Annotated in this window: 26 protein-coding genes and 1 pseudogene; 17 read left to right on the top strand and 10 right to left on the bottom strand. The window is 63.2% G+C overall.

The window, feature by feature from the left end:
- Positions 1-77 precede the first annotated feature (77 nt).
- The 10 genes and pseudogenes from lptA to Q7T10_RS11175 all read left to right on the top strand — a co-directional run bounded on the left by lptA (position 78) and on the right by Q7T10_RS11175 (position 7,392).
- The gene (gene lptA / locus Q7T10_RS11220) at positions 78-713 is read left to right on the top strand and encodes a lipopolysaccharide transport periplasmic protein LptA (RefSeq protein WP_304748204.1); all 636 of its coding nucleotides are present in this window, start codon (positions 78-80) and stop codon (positions 711-713) included.
- Positions 710-1,507: an LPS export ABC transporter ATP-binding protein gene (gene lptB / locus Q7T10_RS11215; protein ID WP_304748202.1), complete on the top strand. Its 798-nt coding sequence runs from the start codon at positions 710-712 to the stop codon at positions 1,505-1,507. Before lptA ends, lptB begins: the two co-directional genes overlap by 4 nt.
- Complete coding sequence (locus Q7T10_RS11210) at positions 1,508-3,100, top strand: RNA polymerase factor sigma-54 (RefSeq protein WP_304748201.1); 1,593 nt, start codon at positions 1,508-1,510, stop codon at positions 3,098-3,100.
- Positions 3,097-4,368 carry a class I SAM-dependent RNA methyltransferase gene (locus Q7T10_RS11205; protein ID WP_304748200.1) on the top strand — a complete coding sequence of 424 codons (1,272 nt, stop codon included), beginning with the start codon at positions 3,097-3,099 and terminating at the stop codon, positions 4,366-4,368. The genes Q7T10_RS11210 and Q7T10_RS11205 overlap by 4 nt, the downstream gene beginning before the upstream one ends.
- Complete coding sequence (locus Q7T10_RS11200; RefSeq protein ID WP_304748199.1) at positions 4,365-4,790, top strand: putative toxin-antitoxin system toxin component, PIN family; 426 nt, start codon at positions 4,365-4,367, stop codon at positions 4,788-4,790. Before Q7T10_RS11205 ends, Q7T10_RS11200 begins: the two co-directional genes overlap by 4 nt.
- A 139-nt stretch (positions 4,791-4,929) precedes the next feature.
- Positions 4,930-5,076 (top strand): DUF3149 domain-containing protein, encoded by a 147-nt coding sequence (locus tag Q7T10_RS11195; RefSeq protein ID WP_304748197.1) that lies wholly within the window; start codon positions 4,930-4,932, stop codon positions 5,074-5,076.
- 131 nt (positions 5,077-5,207) lie between these two features.
- Complete coding sequence (locus Q7T10_RS11190; RefSeq protein WP_304748196.1) at positions 5,208-6,041, top strand: UPF0149 family protein; 834 nt, start codon at positions 5,208-5,210, stop codon at positions 6,039-6,041.
- Positions 6,042-6,319: 278 nt separating this feature from the next.
- Positions 6,320-7,078 carry a hypothetical protein gene (locus Q7T10_RS11185; protein ID WP_304748195.1) on the top strand — a complete coding sequence of 253 codons (759 nt, stop codon included), beginning with the start codon at positions 6,320-6,322 and terminating at the stop codon, positions 7,076-7,078.
- A gap of 37 nt (positions 7,079-7,115) precedes the next feature.
- Positions 7,116-7,199 (top strand): annotated as a pseudogene (locus Q7T10_RS11180) (SEC-C metal-binding domain-containing protein); the annotation flags it as partial.
- Positions 7,200-7,251: 52 nt separating this feature from the next.
- Positions 7,252-7,392, top strand: coding sequence for a hypothetical protein (locus Q7T10_RS11175; RefSeq protein ID WP_304748192.1), 141 nt, complete (start codon positions 7,252-7,254; stop codon positions 7,390-7,392).
- A gap of 128 nt (positions 7,393-7,520) precedes the next feature.
- Here the strand turns inward: Q7T10_RS11175 and Q7T10_RS11170 are convergent, their stop codons facing one another.
- The gene (locus Q7T10_RS11170) at positions 7,521-8,429 is read right to left on the bottom strand and encodes an alpha/beta fold hydrolase (protein WP_304748191.1); all 909 of its coding nucleotides are present in this window, start codon (positions 8,427-8,429) and stop codon (positions 7,521-7,523) included.
- Positions 8,430-8,528: 99 nt separating this feature from the next.
- Entirely contained in the window at positions 8,529-9,428 is a 900-nt protein-coding gene (locus tag Q7T10_RS11165; protein ID WP_304748189.1) for a LysR family transcriptional regulator, read from the bottom strand.
- A gap of 93 nt (positions 9,429-9,521) precedes the next feature.
- Here Q7T10_RS11165 and Q7T10_RS11160 point away from each other — a divergent pair, with 93 nt between their 5' ends.
- Together Q7T10_RS11160 and Q7T10_RS11155 are read left to right on the top strand one after the other, a co-directional pair.
- A complete protein-coding gene (locus Q7T10_RS11160; RefSeq protein ID WP_304748188.1) occupies positions 9,522-10,517 on the top strand; it encodes an NAD-dependent epimerase/dehydratase family protein in 996 nt (331 codons plus the stop codon).
- 34 nt (positions 10,518-10,551) lie between these two features.
- Positions 10,552-11,730 carry a twin-arginine translocation pathway signal protein gene (locus Q7T10_RS11155; RefSeq protein ID WP_304748186.1) on the top strand — a complete coding sequence of 393 codons (1,179 nt, stop codon included), beginning with the start codon at positions 10,552-10,554 and terminating at the stop codon, positions 11,728-11,730.
- Between the two features lie 21 nt (positions 11,731-11,751).
- On the opposite strand, the gene Q7T10_RS11150 is transcribed toward Q7T10_RS11155, so the two are convergent.
- Genes Q7T10_RS11150 through Q7T10_RS11140 form a run of 3 tightly spaced genes read right to left on the bottom strand, consistent with a single transcriptional unit; the run spans position 11,752 to position 13,761 of the window.
- On the bottom strand, positions 11,752-12,255 hold the full coding sequence (locus Q7T10_RS11150; RefSeq protein WP_304748184.1) for a CinA family protein: 504 nt from the start codon (positions 12,253-12,255) through the stop codon (positions 11,752-11,754).
- The gene (locus Q7T10_RS11145) at positions 12,252-12,833 is read right to left on the bottom strand and encodes a phosphatidylglycerophosphatase A (RefSeq protein ID WP_304748183.1); all 582 of its coding nucleotides are present in this window, start codon (positions 12,831-12,833) and stop codon (positions 12,252-12,254) included. Before Q7T10_RS11145 ends, Q7T10_RS11150 begins: the two co-directional genes overlap by 4 nt.
- A 7-nt stretch (positions 12,834-12,840) precedes the next feature.
- Positions 12,841-13,761: a LysR family transcriptional regulator gene (locus Q7T10_RS11140; protein ID WP_304748181.1), complete on the bottom strand. Its 921-nt coding sequence runs from the start codon at positions 13,759-13,761 to the stop codon at positions 12,841-12,843.
- Positions 13,762-13,880: 119 nt separating this feature from the next.
- Here Q7T10_RS11140 and Q7T10_RS11135 point away from each other — a divergent pair, with 119 nt between their 5' ends.
- Positions 13,881-14,138: a hypothetical protein gene (locus tag Q7T10_RS11135; RefSeq protein ID WP_304748179.1), complete on the top strand. Its 258-nt coding sequence runs from the start codon at positions 13,881-13,883 to the stop codon at positions 14,136-14,138.
- Between the two features lie 2 nt (positions 14,139-14,140).
- The gene (locus Q7T10_RS11130) at positions 14,141-14,545 is read left to right on the top strand and encodes a 4-oxalocrotonate tautomerase (RefSeq protein ID WP_304748178.1); all 405 of its coding nucleotides are present in this window, start codon (positions 14,141-14,143) and stop codon (positions 14,543-14,545) included.
- A gap of 33 nt (positions 14,546-14,578) precedes the next feature.
- Here the strand turns inward: Q7T10_RS11130 and thiL are convergent, their stop codons facing one another.
- From thiL to apaG, 3 genes are read right to left on the bottom strand one after another with little or no spacing between them, the layout of a single operon-like run.
- Positions 14,579-15,577: a thiamine-phosphate kinase gene (gene thiL, locus Q7T10_RS11125; protein WP_304748176.1), complete on the bottom strand. Its 999-nt coding sequence runs from the start codon at positions 15,575-15,577 to the stop codon at positions 14,579-14,581.
- 4 nt (positions 15,578-15,581) lie between these two features.
- Positions 15,582-17,603: a site-specific recombinase gene (locus tag Q7T10_RS11120; protein WP_370653758.1), complete on the bottom strand. Its 2,022-nt coding sequence runs from the start codon at positions 17,601-17,603 to the stop codon at positions 15,582-15,584.
- A gap of 14 nt (positions 17,604-17,617) precedes the next feature.
- A complete protein-coding gene (gene apaG, locus Q7T10_RS11115; protein ID WP_304748174.1) occupies positions 17,618-18,010 on the bottom strand; it encodes a Co2+/Mg2+ efflux protein ApaG in 393 nt (130 codons plus the stop codon).
- 80 nt (positions 18,011-18,090) lie between these two features.
- On the opposite strand from apaG, the gene rpe reads away from it, so the two are divergent.
- Both rpe and Q7T10_RS11105 read left to right on the top strand, forming a co-directional pair.
- Positions 18,091-18,771, top strand: a complete 681-nt coding sequence (gene rpe / locus Q7T10_RS11110; RefSeq protein WP_304748224.1) for a ribulose-phosphate 3-epimerase — start codon at positions 18,091-18,093, stop codon at positions 18,769-18,771.
- Positions 18,772-19,003: 232 nt separating this feature from the next.
- On the top strand, positions 19,004-21,604 hold the full coding sequence (locus Q7T10_RS11105; protein WP_304748173.1) for an EAL domain-containing protein: 2,601 nt from the start codon (positions 19,004-19,006) through the stop codon (positions 21,602-21,604).
- On the opposite strand, the gene Q7T10_RS11100 is transcribed toward Q7T10_RS11105, so the two are convergent.
- Positions 21,585-22,046, bottom strand: a complete 462-nt coding sequence (locus Q7T10_RS11100; RefSeq protein ID WP_304748170.1) for a type II secretion system protein N — start codon at positions 22,044-22,046, stop codon at positions 21,585-21,587. The genes Q7T10_RS11105 and Q7T10_RS11100 overlap by 20 nt on opposite strands.
- 26 nt (positions 22,047-22,072) lie before the next feature.
- Between Q7T10_RS11100 and Q7T10_RS11095 the strand changes: the two genes are divergently transcribed.
- A complete protein-coding gene (locus tag Q7T10_RS11095) occupies positions 22,073-22,777 on the top strand; it encodes a Crp/Fnr family transcriptional regulator (RefSeq protein ID WP_304748167.1) in 705 nt (234 codons plus the stop codon).
- Positions 22,778-22,800: 23 nt separating this feature from the next.
- On the opposite strand, the gene Q7T10_RS11090 is transcribed toward Q7T10_RS11095, so the two are convergent.
- Positions 22,801-23,199 (bottom strand): hypothetical protein, encoded by a 399-nt coding sequence (locus Q7T10_RS11090; protein ID WP_304748164.1) that lies wholly within the window; start codon positions 23,197-23,199, stop codon positions 22,801-22,803.
- Between the last annotated feature and the right edge of the window lie 59 nt (positions 23,200-23,258).

The raw sequence follows: 23,258 nt of genomic DNA, 5'->3' as shown, positions 1-23,258 counted from the left end.
TGCTGTCCGGGTGGTAACACACTGAATCTGGTCGTTACAATGAAGAAACAAGTCGTTAATGCAAGATTCGTGCCTTTATGAAATCACCACTCCCCCCCCTGCTTCTGATCGCGGCCTTGGCCCTTTCCGGGGGTTGGGCCAACGCCGAAAAAGCCGACCGCAACAAGCCCATGAATGTGGAAGCGGATGCCTTGCGGCACGACGATCTGAACCAGACCAGTGTCTTTACCGGACGGGTGGTTTTGACCAAAGGCACCATCCTGATCCGCGGCGCCAGGATCGACGTACGCCAGGATGCCGAGGGTTATCAATTGGGCGTAGTGACCGCAGAGCCGGGCAAGCTCGCGTTCTTCCGGCAAAAACGGGAAGGCGTGGATGAATTCATTGAGGGCGAAGGCGAGATCATTGAGTACGACAGCCGGGCCGACACAGTGAAGTTCATCAAAACAGCGCAGCTGCGTCGCTATCAGGGTGCCAAGCTCAATGATGAGATGACCGGTGCCGTGATTGTTTACAACAACCTCACAGACGTCTTCACCATCGACGGCTCAGTAGCCAAGAGTAGCCCGGGTGCGCCGGCCGGGCGCGTGCGGGCCATGCTGACGCCAAAGCCTGACGCGGCGACGGCAGTTCCGCCGGCCAACGCCACAGCGCCGCAAGCGCCGGCCCCAGCGCTTCGCGCCACCACGACTCTAGGCGGGGAGAAGAAGTGACCGAAGACCTTGCCGTCAGTGTGACCCCTTCCCGGATCGACGCCGCCAGTGGCGAAAGCCGGCTCGAAGTCAGTCACCTGCAGAAGTTCTATGGCAGCCGCAAGGCCGTCAAGGATGTGTCCCTGGTAGTGCGCAAAGGCGAGATCGTCGGCCTGCTGGGTCCCAACGGCGCCGGCAAAACCACATCGTTCTACATGATCGTGGGTCTGGTGCACGCCAGTGCGGGTGACATCACCATTGATGGGCAGTCGGTGGAGCACATGCCCATCCACCAGCGGGCCCGGCTGGGCCTGAGTTACCTGCCGCAGGAAGCGTCCATTTTTCGCAAACTGAACGTGGAAGACAACGTGCGGGCGGTGCTGGAGTTGCAGCATGACGAGTCGGGCAAACCCCTGGCCAAGGCAGAGATCGAACGGCGCCTGACCGGTCTGCTGCAGGATCTGCGGGTGGAACACCTGCGGGAGACGCCGGCGCTGGCTTTGTCAGGCGGTGAGCGGCGCCGGGTGGAGATTGCGCGCGCGCTGGCCACCCAGCCGCGCTTCATCCTGCTGGACGAACCGTTTGCGGGGATCGACCCGATCGCCGTGATCGAGATCCAGCGCATCATCAGCTTCCTGAAGAACCGGGGCATCGGGGTATTGATCACCGACCACAATGTGCGCGAAACGCTGGGCATCTGTGACCATGCTTACATCATCAGCGATGGCACCGTGCTGGCGCAGGGCACCCCTTCCGAGATCGTCAATGATGCGAATGTGCGTCGCGTGTATCTCGGTGAACACTTCAAGATGTAGATGAAACAGGGTCTTTCACTTCGTGTTTCACAACACCTGGCGCTAACGCCGCAGTTGCAGCAGTCCATCAGGTTGTTGCAGCTGTCGACGCTGGAGCTCAGCCAGGAGGTTGACCAGATGCTGGATGAGAACCCGTTTCTGGAGCTTGGCGCCGACGAGCCGCCGCGCGAGGAGTTTGGCTTGGCGCAGGCCGACACGCCGGTTCGCAATGACGATCTTGACGCAGAATCTGCGACACATTCAGTAGCAGAGTACACAACCGAGACAAGGGTTAGCAACGAATCTGACAACGAAGTCACGCCACTCTCAGCAGACGATGGACAGAGCTGGGACGGCGACGGCAATGCGGTGATGTCCCCCGACGACAGCGAGTGGGGTGGCGACGCCAAGGCGCACAACAACAACCTCAACGGCAACGAAGACGCCGACGTGACCGAGATGGCGCGCACCCAGGAGTCGCTGCAGGCCCACCTGCATCGACAGGCGCTGGCCTTGCGCCTGAGTGAAGAAGACCGTGCGGCGCTGCGATTCCTGATCGAGTCGCTGAATGATGACGGTTACCTGGAAGACTCACTCACCTCACTGGCCGAGGGACTGGCCGGCAAGGATGAAGCGCAGATCGAACAACTGGTGCACCACTTCACGGTGGCCTTGTCCCTGCTGCAAAACCTGGAGCCTGCAGGCGTGGGTGCGCGGGATCTGGCTGAGTGCCTGACCTTGCAGTTGCAGGCCCTGCTGCAGCGGGGCGGTTCGGCCCCGAAAGAGAAGGCAACGGCGAATGTCGCCCTGCGCATTTGCGCCCAACCCATGGAGTTACTGGCCCGGCGTGACGTGAAGCGTCTGGTGCAGTTGTGCGGCGCCTCTGATGCCGCCGTGCGCGAAGCCATTGCGCTCATCGGCCGCCTGGAGCCCAAGCCGGGACGGCGTTTTGTCGATGTGGAGCGCAACGTCGTCGTGCCGGACGTGCTGGTCATCAAGGTCGGCAAAGGTGCGCAAGCCAAATTTCAGGTGCGACTCAATACGGATGTGATGCCGCGCCTGCGGGTGCACGACATCTACGCCAATGCCCTCAAGCAGCACAAGGGCGGCGGCAGCGACGCGGCAAGCTATGCCGCGCTGCAGCAGCGCCTGCAGGAGGCGCGCTGGTTCATCAAGAACATCCAGCAGCGCTTCGACACCATTCTCCGGGTCAGCAACGCCATCGTGGAGCGGCAAAAGAACTTCTTCACCCATGGTGAGCTGGCCATGCGCCCGCTGGTGCTGCGTGAAATTGCCGACGAGCTGGGCCTGCACGAGTCCACCATCAGCCGGGTGACCACCGCCAAATACATGGCGACGCCATTCGGCACCTTCGAGCTCAAGTATTTCTTTGGCTCCGGCCTGGGCACCGACTCGGGCGGCAACGCGTCCAGCACGGCAGTGCGAGCCCTGATCAAGCAGTTCATCAGCGCCGAGAGCGAGAAAAAACCGCTCAGTGACAACCAGATTTCCGAGATGCTCAAAGAGCAGGGCATCGAGTGTGCACGCCGCACCGTGGCCAAATACCGCGAGGGGCTCCGGATTGCCCCCGCCTCCTTGAGAAAAGCATTGTGAACCAACTTCAATTATTTTTGCCGTGCGCCGCCGGCGTGGAAGACTACCTGGCACCTGAAGTGCTGCGCATCACCGGCTTGCCGCCGGGCTGCGTGACCAAGCAGCGCGGCGGGGTCGCCGTGCGCACCTCGCTGGCGCATGCGATGCTGCTCAACCTCTACAGCCGCCTGGCCCAGCGCGTGCTGGTGCTGCTGTCGTTTACCGAGTACCGCAGCGAACAGGACCTGTACCGCGCCGCCAGCGAGGTGGCATGGGAGCGCTGGTTCACGCCACGGGAAAGCATCAAGGTGGAGGTGACGGCACAGCACAGCCCGCTGACCTCGCTGAACTTTGCAGCACTCAAGATCAAGGACGCCGTGTGCGACCGCTTCCGCGTCACCGCGGGCGGTGTGCGCCCCGACGTCAACACCCAGTGGCCCGATGCCCGCATCTACACCCACCTGACCACCGACCACTGCTCGCTCTACCTGGACACGTCGGGCGAGCCGCTGTTCAAGCGCGGCTGGCGCGAAGACAAAGGCGATGCGCCCCTGAAGGAAACCCTGGCCGCCGCCATGATCGCGGCCAGTGGCTGGGCCGACGGGGATGAAGATTTGTTGCCCTTGTATGACCCCTGCTGCGGCAGCGGCACGATCGCGATTGAAGCCGCGCAGATGGCCTGCAACATCGCCGCCGGCAGCCGCCGTCGATTCGCCTTCGAGAAGTATTTGCCGTTTCGCCGTGCGGAGTGGGATGCCATGAAGAAAGAAGCTGCTGACGCCGAAGTGGTGCGCGAACCCGGCCAAAAACCCATTATTTTTGGCAGTGACGTGGCGCACCGCATGGTCGACTTTGCGCAGCGCAACGCGCAGCGCGCCGGCGTCGCCGACGTGATCGAGTTCCGCGGTGGCGATGCCCTGCAGCGCATGCCGCCCTGTGAGACACCCGGTGTCATGCTGCTGAACCCACCCTACGGCGAGCGCATCGAGGTGGCGGGTGTGGCGAAAGGGGCGCACAACGCAGCGGACTTCGAGGTTGACGCGCAGGAGGGCCGCTTTGGCGCGCGCGAACTGGCGCATACCGAAGACGGCGGTGAGTTCTTCAGCCAGTTGGCGACGCATTGGAAGAAGAACTATCCCGGCTGGACGGCCTGGGTGCTGACGCCCGACCTCAAGCTGCCCAGCAAGATGCGCCTGAAGGAATCGCGCCGCGTGCCAATGTGGAACGGCCCCATTGAGTGCCGCATGTTCCGCTTCGACATGGTGAAGGGCTCGGCGCGGGTCAAATGATCGTCCTGGATACCAACATTGTCCTGGACGCCTTCGTCTTTGATGACCCGGACGCCCAGCCGCTGAAGGTGGCGCTGGCATCCAAAACAATCCAGTGGCTGGCCACGCAGCCCATGCGCGATGAGCTGGAGCGCGTGCTGACCTACCCCAAGATCATGGTGCGCCTCGCGTTCCACCAGATCGCGGCCAGCGACGTGCTGGCGCAGTTTGACACCCAGGTGCGACTGGTCGATCTGGCGCCCAAAGCCAGCGTGACCTGCCGGGATCCGGACGACCAGAAATTCATCGACCTCGCCGTCGCCCACAAAACCGTGCTCCTAAGCAAGGACCGCGCCGTGCTCTGTATGAAAAAACGCCTGCTAGCCCTTGGCGTGCGGGCGTACACAGCTATTGATTTTGTAGCGTCTGCCGGTGAAAGATAGGCACCCGCCCGGATCTCTCTCGCCTTTCTGGCTGGACCGGATTGCCACCTGATCAAACATAAACGGTTGACGCAGGTCATGGACATCGACCCCCAGAGCGGCTCATAGTGGAACTGTTGAATTTCAAGGAGCCACGACGATGAAACTGCTGACCGACCTTTTTACGACTGACTATGGCTTGATGAGCATTGCCGGTATTGCATTCATGCTCGGAATGGGCGTGTTTTTCATCCTCCTCTTCAAGCGCAAGATGGCAGAAGACGCCCGCGCTGCAGGCCTGAAGTAAGGGCGTATCCCGGTCTGGCAGAGGCCGGTTGTGCTAGGGCAGCGGCGGTGTCTGAGCCCTGCGTTTTGCAGCCAGTCGATGGTGGCAGGGCAAAATGCGGGTATTCCCCAATCCAACGCCAGACCGCGAACATGAACCAAGAAATCCCCCCTTCCCCTGCGAACGCTGCAGATGCCGCGCCTGTCCTTACGCCAGAGCCGCTGAGCCCGGACGAGTTTGACGAAATCGACACCATTCTGGACGAGCTTCGCACCCGCTACGACGAGACGCCGCAGTGGGAGTTTTGCGAAGGCTTCATGGCGGCGCTGATCTGCTGCCGCCGTGTCATCCCGTCGTCGGAGTACCTGCCGGTGCTGCTGGGCATTGGCGGCGAGGATGCGGAGGACGAGGGCTCGTTTGCCGATGACGCCCAGCACAAGCGATTCATGGACTTGTGGACACGGCGCTGGAATGAAGTGACGCAGGCACTCAATGCCGAAATCGAAGGACTGGACGACGAGGCCGCCTACCAGCCTGAGGTGATGGATGTGCGTGGCGCCATCGCGGCACTGCCGGAAGATGAGCGTGCGGCCATTGACATGGATGAGGTGCCTTCATTTGGCCAGGTGTGGGCGCTGGGCTTCATGTTTGCCGTCGAGTCCTGGCCTGACGAGTGGGCCGCGCCGCGCGACAAGGAAGCCGTCAAGTGGCTGAACGCGGCGCTGGAGGCCATCGTCGCCCTGACCGAAGACGATACCGAGCCCGCCACGATGTCCGTCTTTGAAGACGACGGGCCGCCCAGCGTCAGTCTCAAACGCCTGAACGCGTTCGCCGATGCGGTGTGGGCGGTCTACGACCTGCATGAACTGTGGCGCAACTTCGGTCCCCGCGTGGAGACTGTGCGCAAAGAGGCAACGCCGGGCCGCAACGACCCGTGTTTTTGCGGCAGCGGCAAGAAATACAAGAAGTGCCACGGCGCGAGCTGAGCCAGCATGACACTGCGGGTGCAGTGGCATCCATGTGAATTGCAGCGAGTTTGTGTTGCAGCATCAGTCTCAATAGACACACCGGATACACCGGTTGCTTCAACCCAGCGCGACAAGAAATCAATTGGTATGCCTACATCCCCCAAACGGGGGATAGTTTCGTGATGTCGGTCTAGGTAACATGACTTGGCGGAACTTCAGTCCAATACGAGGCCAAGCATTCATTCTGAGTGCGGAAGTGAAGCGGTTAGAAAAATATCACAGAGGAATAGGTTCACATGAGAATTCTTGCGATAGCACTAAGTGCATTGACGTTGGTTGCGTGCGGTGGTGGTGGCGGCGAAACGTCAACTGCAGCGGTGGCAACGCCATCGGCTGAAGGTGTTTACGGTGGTACGCTGACAGGCAGTACTAGTAGTGCATTTCAAATGCTGGTACTGGAAAACGGCGAATTCTGGTCTATGTACGGCATATCAACGCCAACAGCATTTGGTGTCGCAGGCTTTGTTCAAGGGTTGGGGACATCGAATAACGGCACTTTCACGTCGGCAAATGTGAAAGATTTTGGTTTCAGACCGGCTGCAGCTGGCACTGCAAGTGCCACGTACAACGCAACCGCCGGGACGATTGCGGGGACGGTTTCCACAACAGCAGGTCCTGTCACATTTAACGGCGGTCCAATCGCTGGCTCACTCTACAACTACAGCACACCTGCATCTTTGGCAACTGTGTCGGGTTCATGGTCAACCACCACCTTGACTGGTGAAACAGTCACATTGAATGTTGCGTCCACTGGTGCATTCACGGCAGCGGGCTCGTCTGGATGTCAATTCGCAGGAACAGTCACGCCACGAGCATCTGGCAAAAATGTGTTCAATGTCGCATTGACGTTTGGTGCGGCACCGTGTGCCCTACCGGGTCAGGCTGGATCAGGCATTGCTGTTGCGTATCCCTTAGCCAATGGCAAAACACAACTACTGGTGACGGCCATGGAAGGAAGTCGTACTTACGGTACAGCAGTGTTCGGCACTCGATAACACGCCAAGGCCCATTGTTGGCCGACGGCCGGCCCGGCGTCAGCCGCAAACGCCGGGCCGCAACGACCCGTGTTTTTGCGGCAGCGGCAAGAAATACAAGAAGTGCCACGGCGCGACTTGAGTGCTTCAGGGACGGGCAGAAATCGGGCAGGCGAGGCCTTAACATTGGGTGCATGAAAACAACCTACATCCTCGGCGCCATCCTCGCCTGCAGCGTCATCGGAACACTGGTCGGCGCCCGCTCAGCAAAAACCGCACTCCTGGTGATATCCGGAGCACTTTCCCTCTATGGCTTGGTTCGTCTATTGGGTTGAGCGCACTGGAGCGGCCTGACCTGATGCCCAACGTGAATACCTCGTGTACCGGCTCCCCGATGCCCCGTTAGCGGCGATCTGAGGTTTCATTGGGCGCAGACCAGTCGAATGGGTGCGGACCGAAATTCTTAATTGTCCTGCCCAAAAAAATCGAGCAACGCTGCCGCAGTGGGTAGCGGCAATTCTTCCGGAATGAAATGCCCGGCCGCCATAGCCTGACCGGTCACCTTGCCCGCGCACTGCGCCTGCCAGAGCGCCAGTGGTTTGAACAGGCGCTGCACCACGCCGCGCTCGCCCCACAGCACCAGCAGGTCGCAGGCAATTTTGTCGCCCCGGGCGCGGCTTTCGCGGTCGTGCGCCAGGTCGATGCCGGCGCTGGCGCGGTAGTCTTCGCACATGCTGTGGACGGTGGCGGGATTGCTGAAGCACCGCTCGTATTCAGCCAGCGCCGCGGGCTCGATGTAGTCCAGGCCGCGCGAGCCCCAGCCGCCGAGCTTGGCGTGCAAATAGGCCAGCGCGCTGCCGTTGATCATGGTCTCCGGCAGGGGCGCGGGCTGGATCAGGTGGAACCAGTGGTCGTAGGCGCAGGCAAATTCAAAGTCGGTCGCGTTGTACATATCCAGCGTGGGCGCAATGTCAATGACGCACAGTTGCTTGACGCGTGCGGGAAAATCGGTGGCCAACCGGTGGGCCACGCGCCCTCCCCGGTCATGTCCGCACAGATCAAATCCGTCAACCCCCAGGACATCCATGACCGCCACCATGTCCTGCGCCATGGTGCGCTTGCTGTAGTTGCTGTGATCCGGCAAGCCAGGAGGCTTGGAGGAGTCGCCATAGCCGCGCAAATCGGGCATGACCAGGTAGTAGTCCCGACCGAGTTGCCGCGCAACGCGGTTCCACATGGCGTGGGTTTGCGGAAAACCGTGCAGCAACAGCAGGGCCGGACGGTCGCCCGGCAGACCCGCCGAGACTCGCGCATAGATCTGCACGCCATTGACGTCGAAGTGACGGGTCTCAAACCCTTCAAACCAGTTCATGCTGACCTCCCGGCTGGACGCGCTTTTTGCCCCGACGCATCGTGGCGCAGGGTCAGGGTGTTCTGATTGATGTTCATGGTCGAAGGTTAAGGCAAATTTTCAAATCACGTCCGGCAGGGCCTGCGCGAGAAAATCGTAGACCGCCCGGATGCGGCGGTTCGTGCGTATCTCGCGGTGTACCGCCAGCCACATGGGCAGTGGCGGTATTTTCAGCAGACCCGGCAGCACCTGCACTACGTCCGGCTCATGGCGTGCCAGGTAATCCGCGCAGAAGCCTACCCCCAGCCCCGCGCGTACGGCCTGCCACTGCACGATGAAGTCGTCGCTGCGCAGCACAAACACCTCGCGCGTGACCGGGTAACCCATGGCCTGAAAGCCCTGCAGGATGGCTGTGTCGGTGTCGCTGCCGATGAGGTCATGGTGCAGCAGATCGGTGGGTTTACGCAGGGGTCCGCGGCGCGCCAGGTAGCTGCGATGCGCGTAGGCGCCCAGGCCCACCTCGCCGATTTTTCGGGCGACCAGCGAAGACTGGTCCGGCCGCACCATGCGCACCGCAATGTCGGCCTCACGACGCAGCAGGTTGCTGACCTGGTTGCTGGAGACCAGTTCGACCTGTATGTCGGGTAATGCCAGGCGCATGCGGGCCAGCAAGGGGGGCATCAGATTGACGGCCACCGGCACGCTGGCCGTGATGCGCACGGTGCCGGCAGTCTGCGTTTGCACACCCGAGAGGGTGCGCGCCAGCTGCAGGGCACCGGCCTCCATGCCCCGCGCCGCTTCACAAAGCTGCAGCGCCGTGGCCGTTGGCAACAAACCTCTGCCGGTGCGCTCGAACAGCACCACCCCGAGCTGGCTCTCCAGTTCGGCGATATGCCGCCCCACCGTCGGCTGGCTGATTCCCAGCACCCGCGCCGCACCCAGCAAGCTGCCCTGGTCCAAGGCCACCAGAAAGGAGCGCACCAGGTTCCAGTCAAAGCCGTGCTGCCACGAGGTATTCACAAATGCATCGCTGGTATAAACATTTATGCAATTGTGGGGCAAGCCATTTGTTTTGACAATTCAGCCATCGATCAACTCAAGGGAGATGAAGTCATGCAAGCAACGGTTCTGATTCTGGGCGCCCGTGGACGTTTTGGCCTGGCAGCCGGCCGCGCCTTTGCCGATGCCGGCTGGCGGGTGCTGGGGCAAATCCGCCCTGGCGCCGCTGTGCCAGCGGACACGCGCATCGAGTGGCTGGGCATTGATTTGAACGACACCCCGGCACTGCGCGCCGCAGCGCACGGTGCCGCCGTGGTGGTGCATGCCCTCAACCCGGCCTACAACCACCAGGCCTGGCGCGCACAGGTGGCGCCGATGATGGATGCCGCCATTGCCGTCACGCGCGCGCTGGATGCCACGCTGATGGTGCCCGGCAATGTCTACAACTTTGGTGCCGCCATGCCCCCGGTATTGCGCGAAGAGACACCCCAGGCGGCGCAGACGGTCAAGGGCCAGATCCGTATCGCCATGGAGGCGCAGTTGCAGCACGCCGGCGTGCGCGGCGTGGTCATCCGTGCCGGCGATTTTTTTGGCAGCGGCCGCGGCAGCTGGTTCAACTCGGTCATCGTGCGGGCCATCCACAAAGGCGTCTTCACCTACCCCGCCCGGGGCGACGTGGCAACGGCCTGGGCCTACCTGCCCGATCTGGCACGCACCTTTGTTGCCGTGGCGTGCAAGCGCGCGCAGCTGCGGCCTTTTGAGGTCTTTCATTTCGCCGGTTACAGCATCACCGCGCAACAGTGGCTGGAGGCACTGGAGCCGCTCGCGCAGGACCAGGGCTGGATCAAGCCCGGCGCCCACGTGAAGCGGCGTAGCCTGCCCTGGCCGCTGCTGCGCCTGGGCGCCTGGTTTGTCCCCACCTGGGCGGCTCTGGTGGAGATGCGCTATTTGTGGCGCACCCCGCATACCCTGGCCAATGACAAACTCACCGCCCTGATCGGGCCTGAACCCCACACGCCCCTGGCGCTGGCAGCGCAGGCCGCGCTGGCTGATCTGGGCCTCACCGTTCTTGCGCCGCCTCAAGTGCGGACGCCGCCAGCGCTTGCATGATGCTGGCGTCATTTCTTTTTTTGGAGACCCCATCATGCAACGCCGCCATTTCATTCGCATCGCCGGCGGGGGCGCCATTGCCGCCGCAACGGTGACCAGCGCGGGGCTGTCGGGCTGCAGCGCCGGCATGCCCGCTGAGGCCATCGAAGCCTGGCAGGGGCCCGGCCGCGATGCGGCGCCCGACGGCGATGTGCGGCGCTGGTTGCTGAGCTACGCCATTTTGGCGCCGCACTCGCACAACCTGCAGTCGTGGGTCGTCGACCTGGGCACACCCAACGAGATTCTGTTGAGCTGCGACTTGAAACGCCTGCTGCCGCAGACCGATCCGCAATCGCGCCAGATCATGATGAGCCACGGCACCTTTCTGGAGCTGCTGGACCTGGCCGCCCGGGAGCGCGGCTTGCGCGCCGACGTGGCGCTGTTTCCCCAGGGTGTGTTTGGCGCTGAGAAACTGGATGGCCGCCCGGTGGCGCGCATCCGCTTGTCGCCCGATGCGTCGGTGCAGAAAGACCCCTTGTTTGCCCAGATTCTGCGGCGCCACACCAACCGCAGCGCCTACGACCTCGCGCGGCCGGTACCGGCCGGGGCCTGGGCAGCGATGCTGGCGGCGGTGAAGCCCCATCCGCTGCGCTTTGGCTTTGCCGGCCCCGAGCAGGCGGACCGCTTGGCCGAGCACCGCAGGATTGCGGCCCAGGCCTGGCGCATCGAGCTGACCACGCCGCGCACCGTCATGGAGTCGTTTGCCGTGCTGCGCGTGGGAGCGTCCGAAGTTGCGGCGCATCGCGATGGCCTCTCGTTGCTGGATCCCATGGTGGTGCTGCTGGACCGGGTAGGCCTGTTCGACCGCAGCAAGGCGCCGGGGCCCGACGATTACGCCACCACCAGCCAGGTCAGGGATTTCGGCAAGACGCTGGACGCCACGCCGGGCTTCCTGTGGCTGGTGAGCGAAGGCAATGACCGCGCGACGCAAATCAACGCGGGCCGTGCCTATGCGCGGGTGCAGCTGGCGGCCACCGCGCAGGGCCTGTCCATGCAGCCGCTGTCGCAGGCCCTGCAGGAGTATGCCGAGCAGGAAAAACCGTACCAGGAGATCCACGCGCTGGCTGGTGCAGCCGGCCCGGGCCAGACGGTTCAGATGTGGGCCCGCGTGGGCTATGCACCACCGGTGCCGCCGGCACCGCGCCGACGGCTGCAGGATTTCATCCGCGCCTGAAACCCGCTCCGACCGCTTTGCTCAGCCGAGCAACTCCACCAGCCGCGTCAGGGCGTGCTGCACAGTCGCAGTCCGCACCGCGGCGCGGTCGCCCTCAAAGTGACATTTCTCGGTGATGACCTGGCCCGGCACCGCAAAGCCGAACCAGACCGTGCCCACCGGCTTGGCCGGGCTGCCGCCCGTGGGGCCGGCCACGCCGGTGACCGCCACCGCCACTTGCGCATGCGAATGCGCCAGCGCGCCCAGCACCATGGCCCGCGCCGCGCCTTCGCAGACGGCCCCGGCGCGCTTGAGCAGCCGCTCTTCGACGCCCAGCAACTCGGTCTTGGCGTCGTTGGAGTAGGTGACGAAGCCGCGTTCAAACCAGTTGCTGGAGCCGGCCAGGTCGGTGCAGGCGGCCGAAATCATGCCGCCAGTGCAGCTTTCGGCGGTGGCCAGTTTCAGCTCTTTCTTCAGAAGCAAATCAGCCAAAAGCTCACATAGAACGGGCGTTGGCAGCTCCTTTTCTGATAGCGTCTGCGTCATTGAAAAAATCTCCAGATGGCGATCACCAGCAGGGCACAAGCGGCCGCCACCACGTCGTCCAGCATGATGCCAAAGCCCGCCTTGCGCCAGGCGGCGCGGTCGGTCGCCACATTGACGTGATGAAACAGTTGGTCGGCCCAGCGCACGGGCCCGGGCTTGACCGCATCAAAGTAGCGGAACAGGCCAAACGCCACCAGCTGGCCCCACAAGCCGGTCGGCATGACCAGCCAGAGGATCAGCCAGAAAGCGGCAATCTCGTCCCACACCACGCTGCTGGGGTCGAGCACGCGCATGTTCCTGGCAGTCACCGTGCTGGCCCACCAGCCCAGCGGCAGCGAGACAGCCAGCAGGATGGCCCAGCGCGTGTCGTTCATCCAGGGTTGCAGCGCCAGGAAGGCCAGCCAGGCCCACAGGGTGCCGGCAGTGCCGGGCGCCACCGGACTCAGGCCGGAGCCAAAACCCATGGCAATGAAGTGCGCCGGGTGCGACAGCATGAAGCGGGCGCTGGGCCGCACAGGCCCCGATGCCACCGGGCTGGGTGTTAGCGGATTCTCAAAAGGAAACTCGTTCTGAAGCATGGCGCGATTATCGCGGAGGGGGGCTTGCCCCTTGCATCATCTCGGCCAGCCACAGGGCCCAGTAATCGATGCAGGCGCGGATTTTGGGCAGACGGTGGCGTTCTTGCAGCATCACGGCGTAGATGGGCACACTTGGGCTGTCAAAGTGGCCGGGCAGGACAGGCACCAGGGCACCGCGGGCCACCAGCGGTTGCGCCAGCAGATCATTGAGCCGGGCAATACCTACACCCTGCTCCACCAGCGTCAGCAGTACGGCAGAGTTGTCGGTGCGGGTGTGGCCCTGCACCACCAGTTCGGCCCCTTTGCCAGCGCCTGCCAGCGGCCAGTGATTGAGGGTGGGGCTGGCGCTGTTGCCAATGAGGCGATGGTGCTTCAGCTCATCGGGATGCTGCGGCGTGCCATGGGCGGCCAGGTAAGCGGGTGAGGCATAAAGCGCACGCCGGTTGGAGCCGATCTGGCGCGCCACCAGGGTTTCGCTGTTCGGCGTGCCGGTGCGGATAGCAATGTCAATGCCTTCGCGCGCCATGTCGGCCATGCGGTCGTCGGCGGCGATGTCGATGTGCAGTTGGGGGTATTGCCGGTAAAGCCCGCTCAGGCTGGGGGCTATGACCATTTGCGCCAGCAAGGGACTCATGCTCACGCGCACCCAGCCGCTCGGGCCACTGAGCTTGCCCGTCAGTTCGCTGCTGAGTTCCGCCGTGGTGTCCAGCAGACGCCGGCCATAGGCCAAAAAAGTGTCGCCCTCGTCGGTCAGGCTCAGGCCGTGCGTGCTGCGGTGCAGCAGGCGCACGCCGCAAGCCGCCTCCAGCCGGACCAATGAACGCGTCACCTGACTGACTGGCACATCGCGCTCGCGGGCGGCCGCCGACAGGGTCCCCAACTCGGCAATGCGGGCAAAAAGAGCGACGTCATCGAGCTGTAGTTGCATAAGTTAATTTTTGTCTTTGTTTTGCGAAAAATGCAAAAGCAATATGGTTTTTTTACGGTTTCCAGTGCTTGGATTATCCAATAAAGTTCAAACCATCGTCAACTCACCCGGAGCCCGCCATGTTCACAGACCGTCCCGATGCCGTCACCCTCGCCCGCCTGCACGATGAGGCCAAGGCCGAGGCAGTCCGCCTGCGCCGCGAGGCCATAGACGATTTCTGGCGTGGCGCCAATGCTGTGTGGCAGCGCTGCGTGGAGACCGGCCAGGCGACGGCAGAACGTAGCGCGGCGCGCTGGAAGGCCCGATTGATCCGTCGGACCCACGAGCGCACGGGCAGCGCACCCACCCCCAATCCAACTGTGCACTCAGGAGTTTGACCATGCCCACCCTTTATCTCAAAGTCTCACCCCGGCAAGTCCCGTCGCGCTACCGGGCACTGGCCGGTGCACTCACCCGTCTGACGGCCTTGCATCTGGGCAAACGCCCGGAAGTCACGGCCGTGATGATTGACGATGTGCCCGCCGCCCGCTGGCATGTCGGCGGCAGCGATGTGCAGGGCCCGACAGCGTTCCTGGAGATCAGCGTCACGGAGGGCACCAACACGGCGCAGGAGAAGGCCGCCTACATCGCCGCTGCGTTTGCAGAGCTGCAAAACCAGCTGGGAGAAGGCCAGTCGCTAGAGCCGGCCAGCTACGTCATCGTGCGGGAAGTCCCTGCCACCGACTGGGGCTACGGGGGGCAGACGCAGGCGGAACGGCGCCTGCTTGCCGCTGCGCAACCCTGATGACTGTCTGCGCGCGGTGGCCCGGCCGCCCGTTCAGGCGAAGTGGTCGAACGAGGTGTAGGTGTTGGCCACGGCTTGGCCCTGGCCGTCCACCAGGCGCAGACCGCGCGCCGGGTCAATGTGGCCAATGCGCGTGACGGGGGTCTGGCTGGTCCGGCCCGCGGCGGCGACGGCTTCACGCGCTGACGCCGGCGCGGTGAACAGCAACTCGTAATCGTCGCCCCCCGCCAGCGCCCAAGCCAGCCATTGATTCCGGCCGGGTTCAGTGTCAAATCGGCCTCCAGCCCCCGAATAATATGCACGAGCAGCTATCAATTTAATTGCAACATCAACATCCACGGTGGCCCCGACGCCGGACTGTTTCAGGATATGCCCCAGGTCGCCCAACAGGCCGTCGCTGACATCAATGGCCGCCGTGGCAATGCCGCGCAGCGCCAGGCCCAGCGCAACGCGCGGGGCAGGAGACTCCAGGCGCAAACGGGCGGCGTCCAACACCGGGGCAGGCACTGACACCGCGCCCCGCAACACCTCCAGCGCCAGCCCGGCGTCGCCCAGTGTGCCGCTGACGTACAGGTCGTCGCCGGGCTGGGCGCCGGATCGCAGCAGCGCCTGCGAGCGCCCGTCCAGCACCGGCACTTCGCCAAACACCGTGATGCAGATATTGAGCGGGCCCTGGGTGGTGTCGCCACCCACCAGTTCGCAGCCGTGCGCATCGGCCAAGGCCAGCAAGCCCTGTGAAAACGGCGCCAGCCAGGCGTCGTCGGCGCGCGGCAGGGCGAGGGCCAGGGTGAAGGCCAGCGGCCTGGCGCCACAGGCCGCGAGGTCACTCAAATTCACAGCCAGGGCTTTGTGGCCCAAGGCGCGCGGATCGACCGAGGGAAAGAAGTGGCGCCCCTCCACCAGCATGTCGCAGGAGATCGCCAGTTGCGTGCCGGGGGCAGGTTGCAAAATGGCGCAGTCGTCGCCGACGCCCAGCACAGCCTGCCGCGCCGGTCGCTTGAAATAGCGCTCGATCAGGTCAAATTCACCCACGACGTCAGTCCTTTACCGGCGTCTGCGACACGGCATCCCTTGTCGGCCAGAAAAAGCTCAACGGGGCATCACGCCAGCGACGCCGGATGACGGCCCCAATGCGTGCCCGGTCAACTCCGGTGACGTTGTGGGCGCGCAAGGCCAGCCGCAGAGCCAGATAAAAACTCACCCCCAGATTCAAGGCACCAATCACGGGCAGGGCCGCCACACTCCACCAAAGCGCGGGTTCGCGCACCACGTCCCACCCGATTGCTGCACACGCCGCGGCCAGTTGCCCGGCCGACAGGGTGACGTGACGCACGTCCAGCCCCAGTCCGAAAAAGCCGGTAAAGGCCGGGATCAGCCCCAGCATGAAACCCAGCGAGATATTGGAGGCGAAACCTGAAACATTGGCGCGGGTGAAATCGGCCCAGCGCCTGGCGCGTTCCACGCCCAACACAGCGGTGATGCGCGGGTTGTAGCGCATGGCGGAATCGAGCCGGTGCAACACAAACCAGTTCTCCACCCAACCGGCGATGATGCTCGCCGCAAACAGCAGCACGCCGGTGAACGCCGCAAACAGGGCGGTTGGCCCGAGCAGCGTCAAGGAATGAAACACATATTCCGCGCCTTTGGCGTCAATCATGGAGCGGCCCATGGTCAGTTGCAGGGCGCCGGATATCAGCAGCACCGCCGGGAACACCATCAGCACATTGCCCAGCACCGCCGCCACCTGGGAGCGCACCAGATGGGTGACCTCATCCGCAAAGTCGTCCAGGGCGCGTGGACCGCTGAGGTCCTTGAGCTTGGCGGCCATGGCCGGCGCCGTCATGGCCGGCTGCTTGGTGGCCAGCGTGAAGTGCAGCAACTGGATGAGCACAAAGCTCGCCGCGTACACCACACCCGCCCAAAAACCACCCCAGAAGGCCGAGAGTCCGATGGTCATCACCAGAAACTTCAGCCAGGTTGTCAACGCGGTCAGTGCGCCGCCGCCGGCCGCCTTGCCCAGCATGTCGCGGTATTCCGCCAGGGTCCGGGTAATGTAGTGCTCGCCCGTCTCAGAACTGCGCTCGGCCACCTTGGCCGCCAGCATGGAGGAGTTGGAGGCAATCAGTGCGCGCACGCTGCGCCGCTCCTGGCCCACCGTCACCAGGTGCGACAGCAGCCGCGCGGTGCTGGCCGCGGGGTGAACCGACATCAGGCAGTCCAGCAGGGCGCGAATACGCAGCACCCGCTCGCGCAGCTGACGCAGCTGAAACACCAGGTTCACTGAAATGCCGTGCGCGTCCAGATGGGTGTAGACCGAGGCCGCCGCACCGCGACAGGCTTCGAGCCGTTCGCGAAACTGCTGCAGCGCCGCCTGGCGTTCGTCGCTGTCGTTGTCCGGTGCGGCCAGGTACACGTCGCGTAGCGTTTCAAAGTCGCGCATCAGGCAATGAAAGGGGCCCGCGTCGCGGGCTGGCGCGCTCATGCGCAGGCGCAGTTCGGGCGAAAACCCGGTGGCACTGACCTGGCTGGTGCAAAACGTGATGGCCTCCAGCACCGTGCCCTGCCACCGCGAGATGCTTGGCGGCGCGCAGGCAGCTGGCGCCGCCTGAGGTGTCTGCAGCAGCGATGCAATGCGTGCCAGCGCGGCCTCATCGAGCGCGGCCAGCCAGCGAGCGTCAAAACCGTGGGACAGGACCAAGGAAAACAGCGCGGAGGCATCCGCTGTTTCCGGCGTGCCCGGCAGCACTTTTTGGCGAATGCGTTCCGCGAACTCGCTGACAAAGGCACTGCGCGAGGAAAATCCGTAGTCGGCCAGCAGCGTGGTGCCATCAATGGTTTCGACCAGGGTCTGCCACCACGCCTGCACGCGCGCCTGCATCTCGGGCCGGGCCTGCACGGCGTCCAGCAAGAGCTGGACCCGGGCAATCGATGCCGGGACCGAACTGCAGTCGCCGCGCAGCCATTCAAACAGAGAAATCAGCCACAAGTGCCGCTGCACCAGTGCAGCCCGGGGGTCGATGGCATCCAGCAACTTCGGCAGATCGTGCATGGATTTCATGCGGGGCAGGAACGTCAATGCAGGGTGCGCGTGCCGCCGCCCGCACTCAGGGCATCCAGCACAAACATCGGCACGTCGGTGTCAAACTTTTCACCGTCCTCGGCGACACAGAAGAAGCTGCCGTGCATGGTGCCGGTGGGTGTGCGCAGGCGCGTGCCGCTGGTGTACTCGAAGGTCTGGCCCGGTTTGAGCAGCGGCTGCTGCCCCACCACACCCAGCCCCTTGACCTTTTCGGTGTGGCCGTTGGCGTCGTTGACGTTCCAGGTGCGCGAGATCAGCTGCGCCGGTACATCGCCAGTATTGGTGATGGTGATGGTGTAAGAGAAGACATACAGCCCTTGCTCCGGGGCCGATTGCTCGGCCAGATACTGGGGTAAGACTTCAACTCGAAATTGGTACTTGGACATGCTGCAATGCTACCTGCGAAAATACCCTTCCTGAAGACCCCGTCTTTTCATCCCGACTGCCCACCAGCCTATTAAGGTTTATCGCCATGACCTACCGCATCGCCCCGTCCATTCTCTCTGCCGACTTTGCCCGCCTGGGCGATGAGGTCAAGAACGTCATCGCCGCCGGCAGCGACTGGATCCACTTTGACGTGATGGACAACCATTACGTCCCCAACCTCACCTTCGGCCCCATGATTTGCAGCGCCCTCAAACCGCACGCCAAAACCGCGGCCGGCGTGGCAGTGCCAATCGATGTGCACCTTATGGTGCAACCCGTTGATGCCCTGGCGGCGGCCTTTGCCGAGGCCGGCGCCGACCTCATCAGCTTTCACCCTGATGCCTCGGGCCATGTACACCGCAGCATTCAGGCCATCAAGTCCAAAGGCTGCAAGGCCGGTCTGGTGTTTAACCCGGCCGAGCCGCTGGACGTGCTGGACTGGGTGATCGACGACATCGACCTGGTGCTCATCATGAGTGTCAACCCCGGCTTTGGAGGTCAGAGCTTCATTGACTCGGCACTGCGCAAGATCGAAGACGTGCGCCGGCGCATCACCGCCAGCGGCAAGGACATTCGCCTGGAGGTCGATGGTGGCATCAAGGTCGACAACATCCGCCGCGTGGCGGATGCCGGGGCTGACACCTTCGTGGCGGGCAGTGCCATCTTCGGCAAACCCGACTACAAGTCGGTGATTGACGCCATGCGCGCGGCACTGTCCTGAACGGGCAACCCGGCCCGCCCTTCTGGTAGCATCATCCAATTCTTTCAAGGCAGCCAAAGGTAACGCTTTCGTGGGCAGTGTCCATGCATGACTTGTGTCAGCAATCCCAAATCCGCTTGCGCTGCGGATGTGGGATTCTCACGAGTGACATCCTTGACAAAGCCCGGCCTGCCTTCCTTCATCCAGACGGCGCTTCATCGTGACGCCGCTTCAGTTATGGAGTGGGCTGACGATGCTGTTGCTGGCCGCTCTGGCCATCACCATGCGCAAACCCGCCGCGCGTGCACTCCAGCGCTTGTATCGGGCCCTGACCACGCAGACGCAGGAGATGAAACGCCTGGCATTGGTCGCGGAACGCACCAGCAACTGGGTTCTCACCACCACGCCTGATCGCGTCGTTCTCTGGGCCAACCAGGCCGCCTTGCAGGGACTGGGCTTGACCGAGTCTGAAGCCGTTGGAAAGAATCTTCTGGCCTATGCCGCATCGCAAGGCAACGATGCGCAGGAAATGGCGCTGTTGGCTGACGAACTGGACCGTGGCCTGAGTGTCAAGATGGAGATTCTGGTCAGAGCCCACAACGGCCAGAACATCTGGCTGGATGTGGAATACCAGCCCACCTACGATGAGCACCGCAAGCTGTCCGGCTATATGGTGATGGGACTGGACATTACGGAGCGGGTCAATCAGCGCCACAAAATGACCGCCGTGTTCAATGCCCTGCCCGTCGGCGTGGTCGTGCAGTCAAGTACCGGCGAGGTGATTGACTGCAACCCGGCCACCAGCGAGATATCGGGCCTGAGCCGCGACGAGCTGATGGGGCTTGCCTCGACATCGGTGGCCGGCGGCAGTGTGCGCGATGACCTGACGCCCTACCCGACCTCCGAGCTGCCCACGGCGCGCACGTTGCGCACCGGCGAGGGCCTGCGGGGTGAATCACTGGGGCATATCAAGCCCAACGGGGAAATGCGCTGGTTGATGGTGAATACCGAGCCCTTGCGCGACGCACAGGGGGATCTGTCGGGCGTCGTGTCTTCGATGGTCGACGTAACGGAACAGCGCGAGCAACAGCAGCTGCTCGCTCTGGCGGTGGATGGCGCCGGTCTGGGCACCTGGCAATGGGACATTGCGGCTGATGAAATGACATGCAACGACCGGCTGCTGGAGATTTTTGGCTGCCGTCGTGGCGATGTCGAGATGACGTCAAAGGGCTTCTACAGACTGATTCATCCGGAGGATGTGCCGGCCTGGATGTCCTTGATGAAGGAACAGATGGTTACCCCGGGCATGCAAAGGCGGTTTGAAATCCGCATCCGCCACGGCAATGGTCTTTGGGTCTGGATGATGTTCAGCGGCGCTGTTGTCACCCGGGGCCCGGAGGGCCGGCCGCTGCGCATGGCAGGCGTATGCATTGACATCAATGCCAAACGCCTGCTGGAAGAGCAGCTCCGCGAAATGGCCCGGACGGACACTCTGACCCAGATGCCCAACCGTGCCGTCGTGATGGAGCGGGTGCGCGACGCCATCATCCGGGCGCGGGCCGAGCCGGGCTACAACTTTGCGGTCCTGTTCATGGATTTTGACCGCTTCAAGCAGGTCAACGATACCCTGGGGCACAGCGTGGGCGATGAACTGCTGCGCCAGATTGCCCAACGCCTGCAGCAGAGTCTGCGTCCCGGCGACTCCTACACCCCCAGCAGCGACTTCAGCCAGATGGCCGCGCGCATTGGCGGAGATGAATTCGTGGTGGTGCTGGACGACATTCGTGGCGATCTGGATGCTGAAATTGTGGCCTCCCGCCTGCTCGATGTGCTGGCGCAACCCTATGTGATCGAGTCGCACACCGTCAATTCCAGCGTCAGCATCGGCATCGTGACGTCGACCCATGCAGCCGACGACGTCGAAGCCGTTCTGCGCGACGCCGACATTGCCATGTACGAGGCCAAGCGGACCGGACGCGGACGTTATGTCCTGTTCGAACCCTCCATGCACAAGCGTGTGCGGGATGATGTGACGCTGGAGGCGGAGTTGCGCCGGGCCCTGCGCCAGGATGAACTGTTTGTGGTGTACCAGCCTCTGGTCGACCTGGTCAGCGGGGAGCTGGCGGGCATGGAGGCACTGGTGCGCTGGCAGCACCCGCTACGCGGCCTGGTATCGCCGGTTGAATTCATCCCCGTCGCCGAGGCTTGCGGTCTGATTGAGTCAATCGGGCACTTTGTGCTGCAAACCGCCTGTGCTGAGTTCGAGCATCTGCAGGCCCTGCTGGGCCGGGAGGCGCCGCGCTCGGTGTCGGTCAACCTGTCACGTGCACAGCTGCGTGACCCCGCGCTGGTTGGCAATGTGCGCGACGTGCTGCGCGCCAGCGGCATGGAAGCCGCCCAACTGCAGCTGGAGGTCACCGAGAGCCTGGCCGCCCAGGACAGCGTCGTGCAAGCCAGATTGCAGGAGCTTCGGTCGCTGGGCGTGACCCTGGCGCTGGATGACTTCGGCACCGGCTATTCGTCCTTGTCCTGTCTGCACGAACTCCCGGTGCACACAGTCAAGATTGACCGCTCCTTTGTCAGTATGGCGCAGACCAGTGACTACCACCGGGTGCTGATTGAAGCCACCATCCTCATGGCCGAGACCCTGGGCATGAACACCGTGGCCGAAGGCATTGAGACCACCGGGCAAGCCGACCTGATGCGGGCACTGCGCTGCAACAAGGGTCAGGGCTTCCTGTTCAGCAGGCCACTGGGGCTGGTCGCGCTGATTCAGTGGATTTCAGCGCATGCAGCGAAAGCGCCTTCACGATCGGAACAAGTGCACGCTGGCGTCACGGTTGCGCCAACTTAGGCAGATCCAGGATGATTGACACCGGTGCGTCAGCACTGGCCGCCAGGGCCGCGCTACGCGGTGCCACAGACTGCAGCACCAGGGCGTTGTCCACGAGGGTGCCCACCCGATAGGGTCTGGCGGGTTTGCCGTCAACGGAGATCAGGGCGTAGCCCCCTTTGGCGCGGTCTGCCACCACGCCGGTCAGTTTGAACCGACTGGCCGCAGTGTCGATTGTCACGGCCTGCGCAGCGGCGATGCCGGTCTGACCGCCGCCCAGCAGGCGTGCCACCACTTGCGGATCTCCCTGGCTGGGCCCGGCAAAATTGACGGCTGCGCCTAGGCGCGCAGGTGCTGGCGCAGTCCACTTCAGAACCCAAAAGGTGGCGCTGGCGGCGGCCAATGCGGCAACCGAGAACGTGGCAATCCGCAGCCACCAGATACTATGCGAATGAGTTTGCATAAAACAATTATCAATGAAGTGACCCGATGATCCCGATCAAGATTGAATCCGCATACCGCGGCACCGCCGACTGCCGCCACTGTGGAATTCGCGACATGGTGTTGTTTGGCGACCTTGATGAGCCTGACTTCGACATGCTTCATGTGCCCATTGACCAACTTGAGTTGAAAGAAGCGGCGTCGCTCTATGCCGAGCGTAGCCCGTCGCAGGGCATATTCACCCTGCGCACCGGCATGATCAAACTGGTGCGCGTGACCACCGACGGACGGCAGCGCATTGTGCGGGTGCTGCGTCCCGGCGATGTGGCAGGGCTCGAAGCACTGGCCACATCACGCTACGACAGCGAGGCGGTTGCCTTGACCGACGTGGCCGTCTGCCGGATTCCGCTGGACGTGATTCACACGCTGGAGGCCAGCAGCGAGCACCTTCACCGCCGGCTCACGTTGAAGTGGCAACAGGCACTCAAGGAGGCCGATGACTGGCTGGCCGACCTCAACTTTGGAACTGCAAGGCAACGGGTCTGCAACTTCATTCTCAAGATGCGAAGCCCAACCGATAGTCGAGTTGCCATGCTTTTTTCTCGCGACGACATGGGCGCCATGCTGGACCTGAAACCCGAAACCATCAGCCGCGAAGTCACCCGGCTGGTGCGCGAGGAAGTGATTGAGCCGCTGGACAAACTCGGGCGCATCTACCGGGTGCTGCAACTGGAGCGCTTGCAGACCGTGTGACGGCGCTCAACGCCAGCGCTAGCTTACTTCTTGCCGCCGGGGCCTCCGCCCATCCCACCACCCATGCCGCCCCCTGCCCCGCCGCCGGCAGCTGGGCGGGGTCCAGGTCCAGCGCCTCGCGCAGGCGGCTCATCGGGCAGCGAGACACCCTTGGCGCGGGCACGCTCCTGCATCTGTTTGTGATGCTCCAGACGGTAGGCTTCACGCTCCTGTTCCGTCTTCATGCTACGCATCCGCGCCTGGTATTCGTTGCGCTCGCCGTCCGTCATGAACTGGCTGCCATAGATCTGGTCCTGGGTGCGAAGTTGTGTGCGGTCCTGGGTTTTATCCTGCGCCACAGCACTGGTGGTCACCACCGCGGCCGACAGTGCAACTGCAGCAACTAGCGCCAGACCCGTCAAATTTACTTTGCGTTTCAACATGGTTAACTCCTTTGTCATCAATAAAAAGAGTCCGGGAAATGAAATTCTCCCAAGACCGT

This window comes from Rhodoferax sp. (genome assembly GCF_030646845.1).
Lineage (GTDB): Bacteria > Pseudomonadota > Gammaproteobacteria > Burkholderiales > Burkholderiaceae_C > Rhodoferax.
The sequence above is the reverse complement of the archived record's forward strand: the minus strand, read 5'-3'. Positions and strand labels throughout refer to the sequence as shown.

Coding starts and splice junctions, on each gene's coding strand:
- Q7T10_RS11185 (WP_304748195.1), top strand. CDS start 6,320: ATGAGAATTCTTGCGATAGCACTAAGTGCATTGACGTTGGTTGCGTGC.
- Q7T10_RS11090 (WP_304748164.1), bottom strand. CDS start 23,199: ATGTTGAAACGCAAAGTAAATTTGACGGGTCTGGCGCTAGTTGCTGCA.
- lptA (WP_304748204.1), top strand. CDS start 78: ATGAAATCACCACTCCCCCCCCTGCTTCTGATCGCGGCCTTGGCCCTT.
- Q7T10_RS11095 (WP_304748167.1), top strand. CDS start 22,073: ATGATCCCGATCAAGATTGAATCCGCATACCGCGGCACCGCCGACTGC.
- Q7T10_RS11130 (WP_304748178.1), top strand. CDS start 14,141: ATGCCCACCCTTTATCTCAAAGTCTCACCCCGGCAAGTCCCGTCGCGC.
- Q7T10_RS11210 (WP_304748201.1), top strand. CDS start 1,508: ATGAAACAGGGTCTTTCACTTCGTGTTTCACAACACCTGGCGCTAACG.
- Q7T10_RS11160 (WP_304748188.1), top strand. CDS start 9,522: ATGCAAGCAACGGTTCTGATTCTGGGCGCCCGTGGACGTTTTGGCCTG.
- Q7T10_RS11135 (WP_304748179.1), top strand. CDS start 13,881: ATGTTCACAGACCGTCCCGATGCCGTCACCCTCGCCCGCCTGCACGAT.
- Q7T10_RS11190 (WP_304748196.1), top strand. CDS start 5,208: ATGAACCAAGAAATCCCCCCTTCCCCTGCGAACGCTGCAGATGCCGCG.
- Q7T10_RS11155 (WP_304748186.1), top strand. CDS start 10,552: ATGCAACGCCGCCATTTCATTCGCATCGCCGGCGGGGGCGCCATTGCC.
- apaG (WP_304748174.1), bottom strand. CDS start 18,010: ATGTCCAAGTACCAATTTCGAGTTGAAGTCTTACCCCAGTATCTGGCC.
- Q7T10_RS11175 (WP_304748192.1), top strand. CDS start 7,252: ATGAAAACAACCTACATCCTCGGCGCCATCCTCGCCTGCAGCGTCATC.
- Q7T10_RS11200 (WP_304748199.1), top strand. CDS start 4,365: ATGATCGTCCTGGATACCAACATTGTCCTGGACGCCTTCGTCTTTGAT.
- Q7T10_RS11105 (WP_304748173.1), top strand. CDS start 19,004: ATGCTGTTGCTGGCCGCTCTGGCCATCACCATGCGCAAACCCGCCGCG.
- Q7T10_RS11170 (WP_304748191.1), bottom strand. CDS start 8,429: ATGAACTGGTTTGAAGGGTTTGAGACCCGTCACTTCGACGTCAATGGC.
- Q7T10_RS11120 (WP_370653758.1), bottom strand. CDS start 17,603: ATGAAATCCATGCACGATCTGCCGAAGTTGCTGGATGCCATCGACCCC.
- Q7T10_RS11100 (WP_304748170.1), bottom strand. CDS start 22,046: ATGCAAACTCATTCGCATAGTATCTGGTGGCTGCGGATTGCCACGTTC.
- Q7T10_RS11150 (WP_304748184.1), bottom strand. CDS start 12,255: ATGACGCAGACGCTATCAGAAAAGGAGCTGCCAACGCCCGTTCTATGT.
- Q7T10_RS11195 (WP_304748197.1), top strand. CDS start 4,930: ATGAAACTGCTGACCGACCTTTTTACGACTGACTATGGCTTGATGAGC.
- Q7T10_RS11140 (WP_304748181.1), bottom strand. CDS start 13,761: ATGCAACTACAGCTCGATGACGTCGCTCTTTTTGCCCGCATTGCCGAG.
- Q7T10_RS11145 (WP_304748183.1), bottom strand. CDS start 12,833: ATGCTTCAGAACGAGTTTCCTTTTGAGAATCCGCTAACACCCAGCCCG.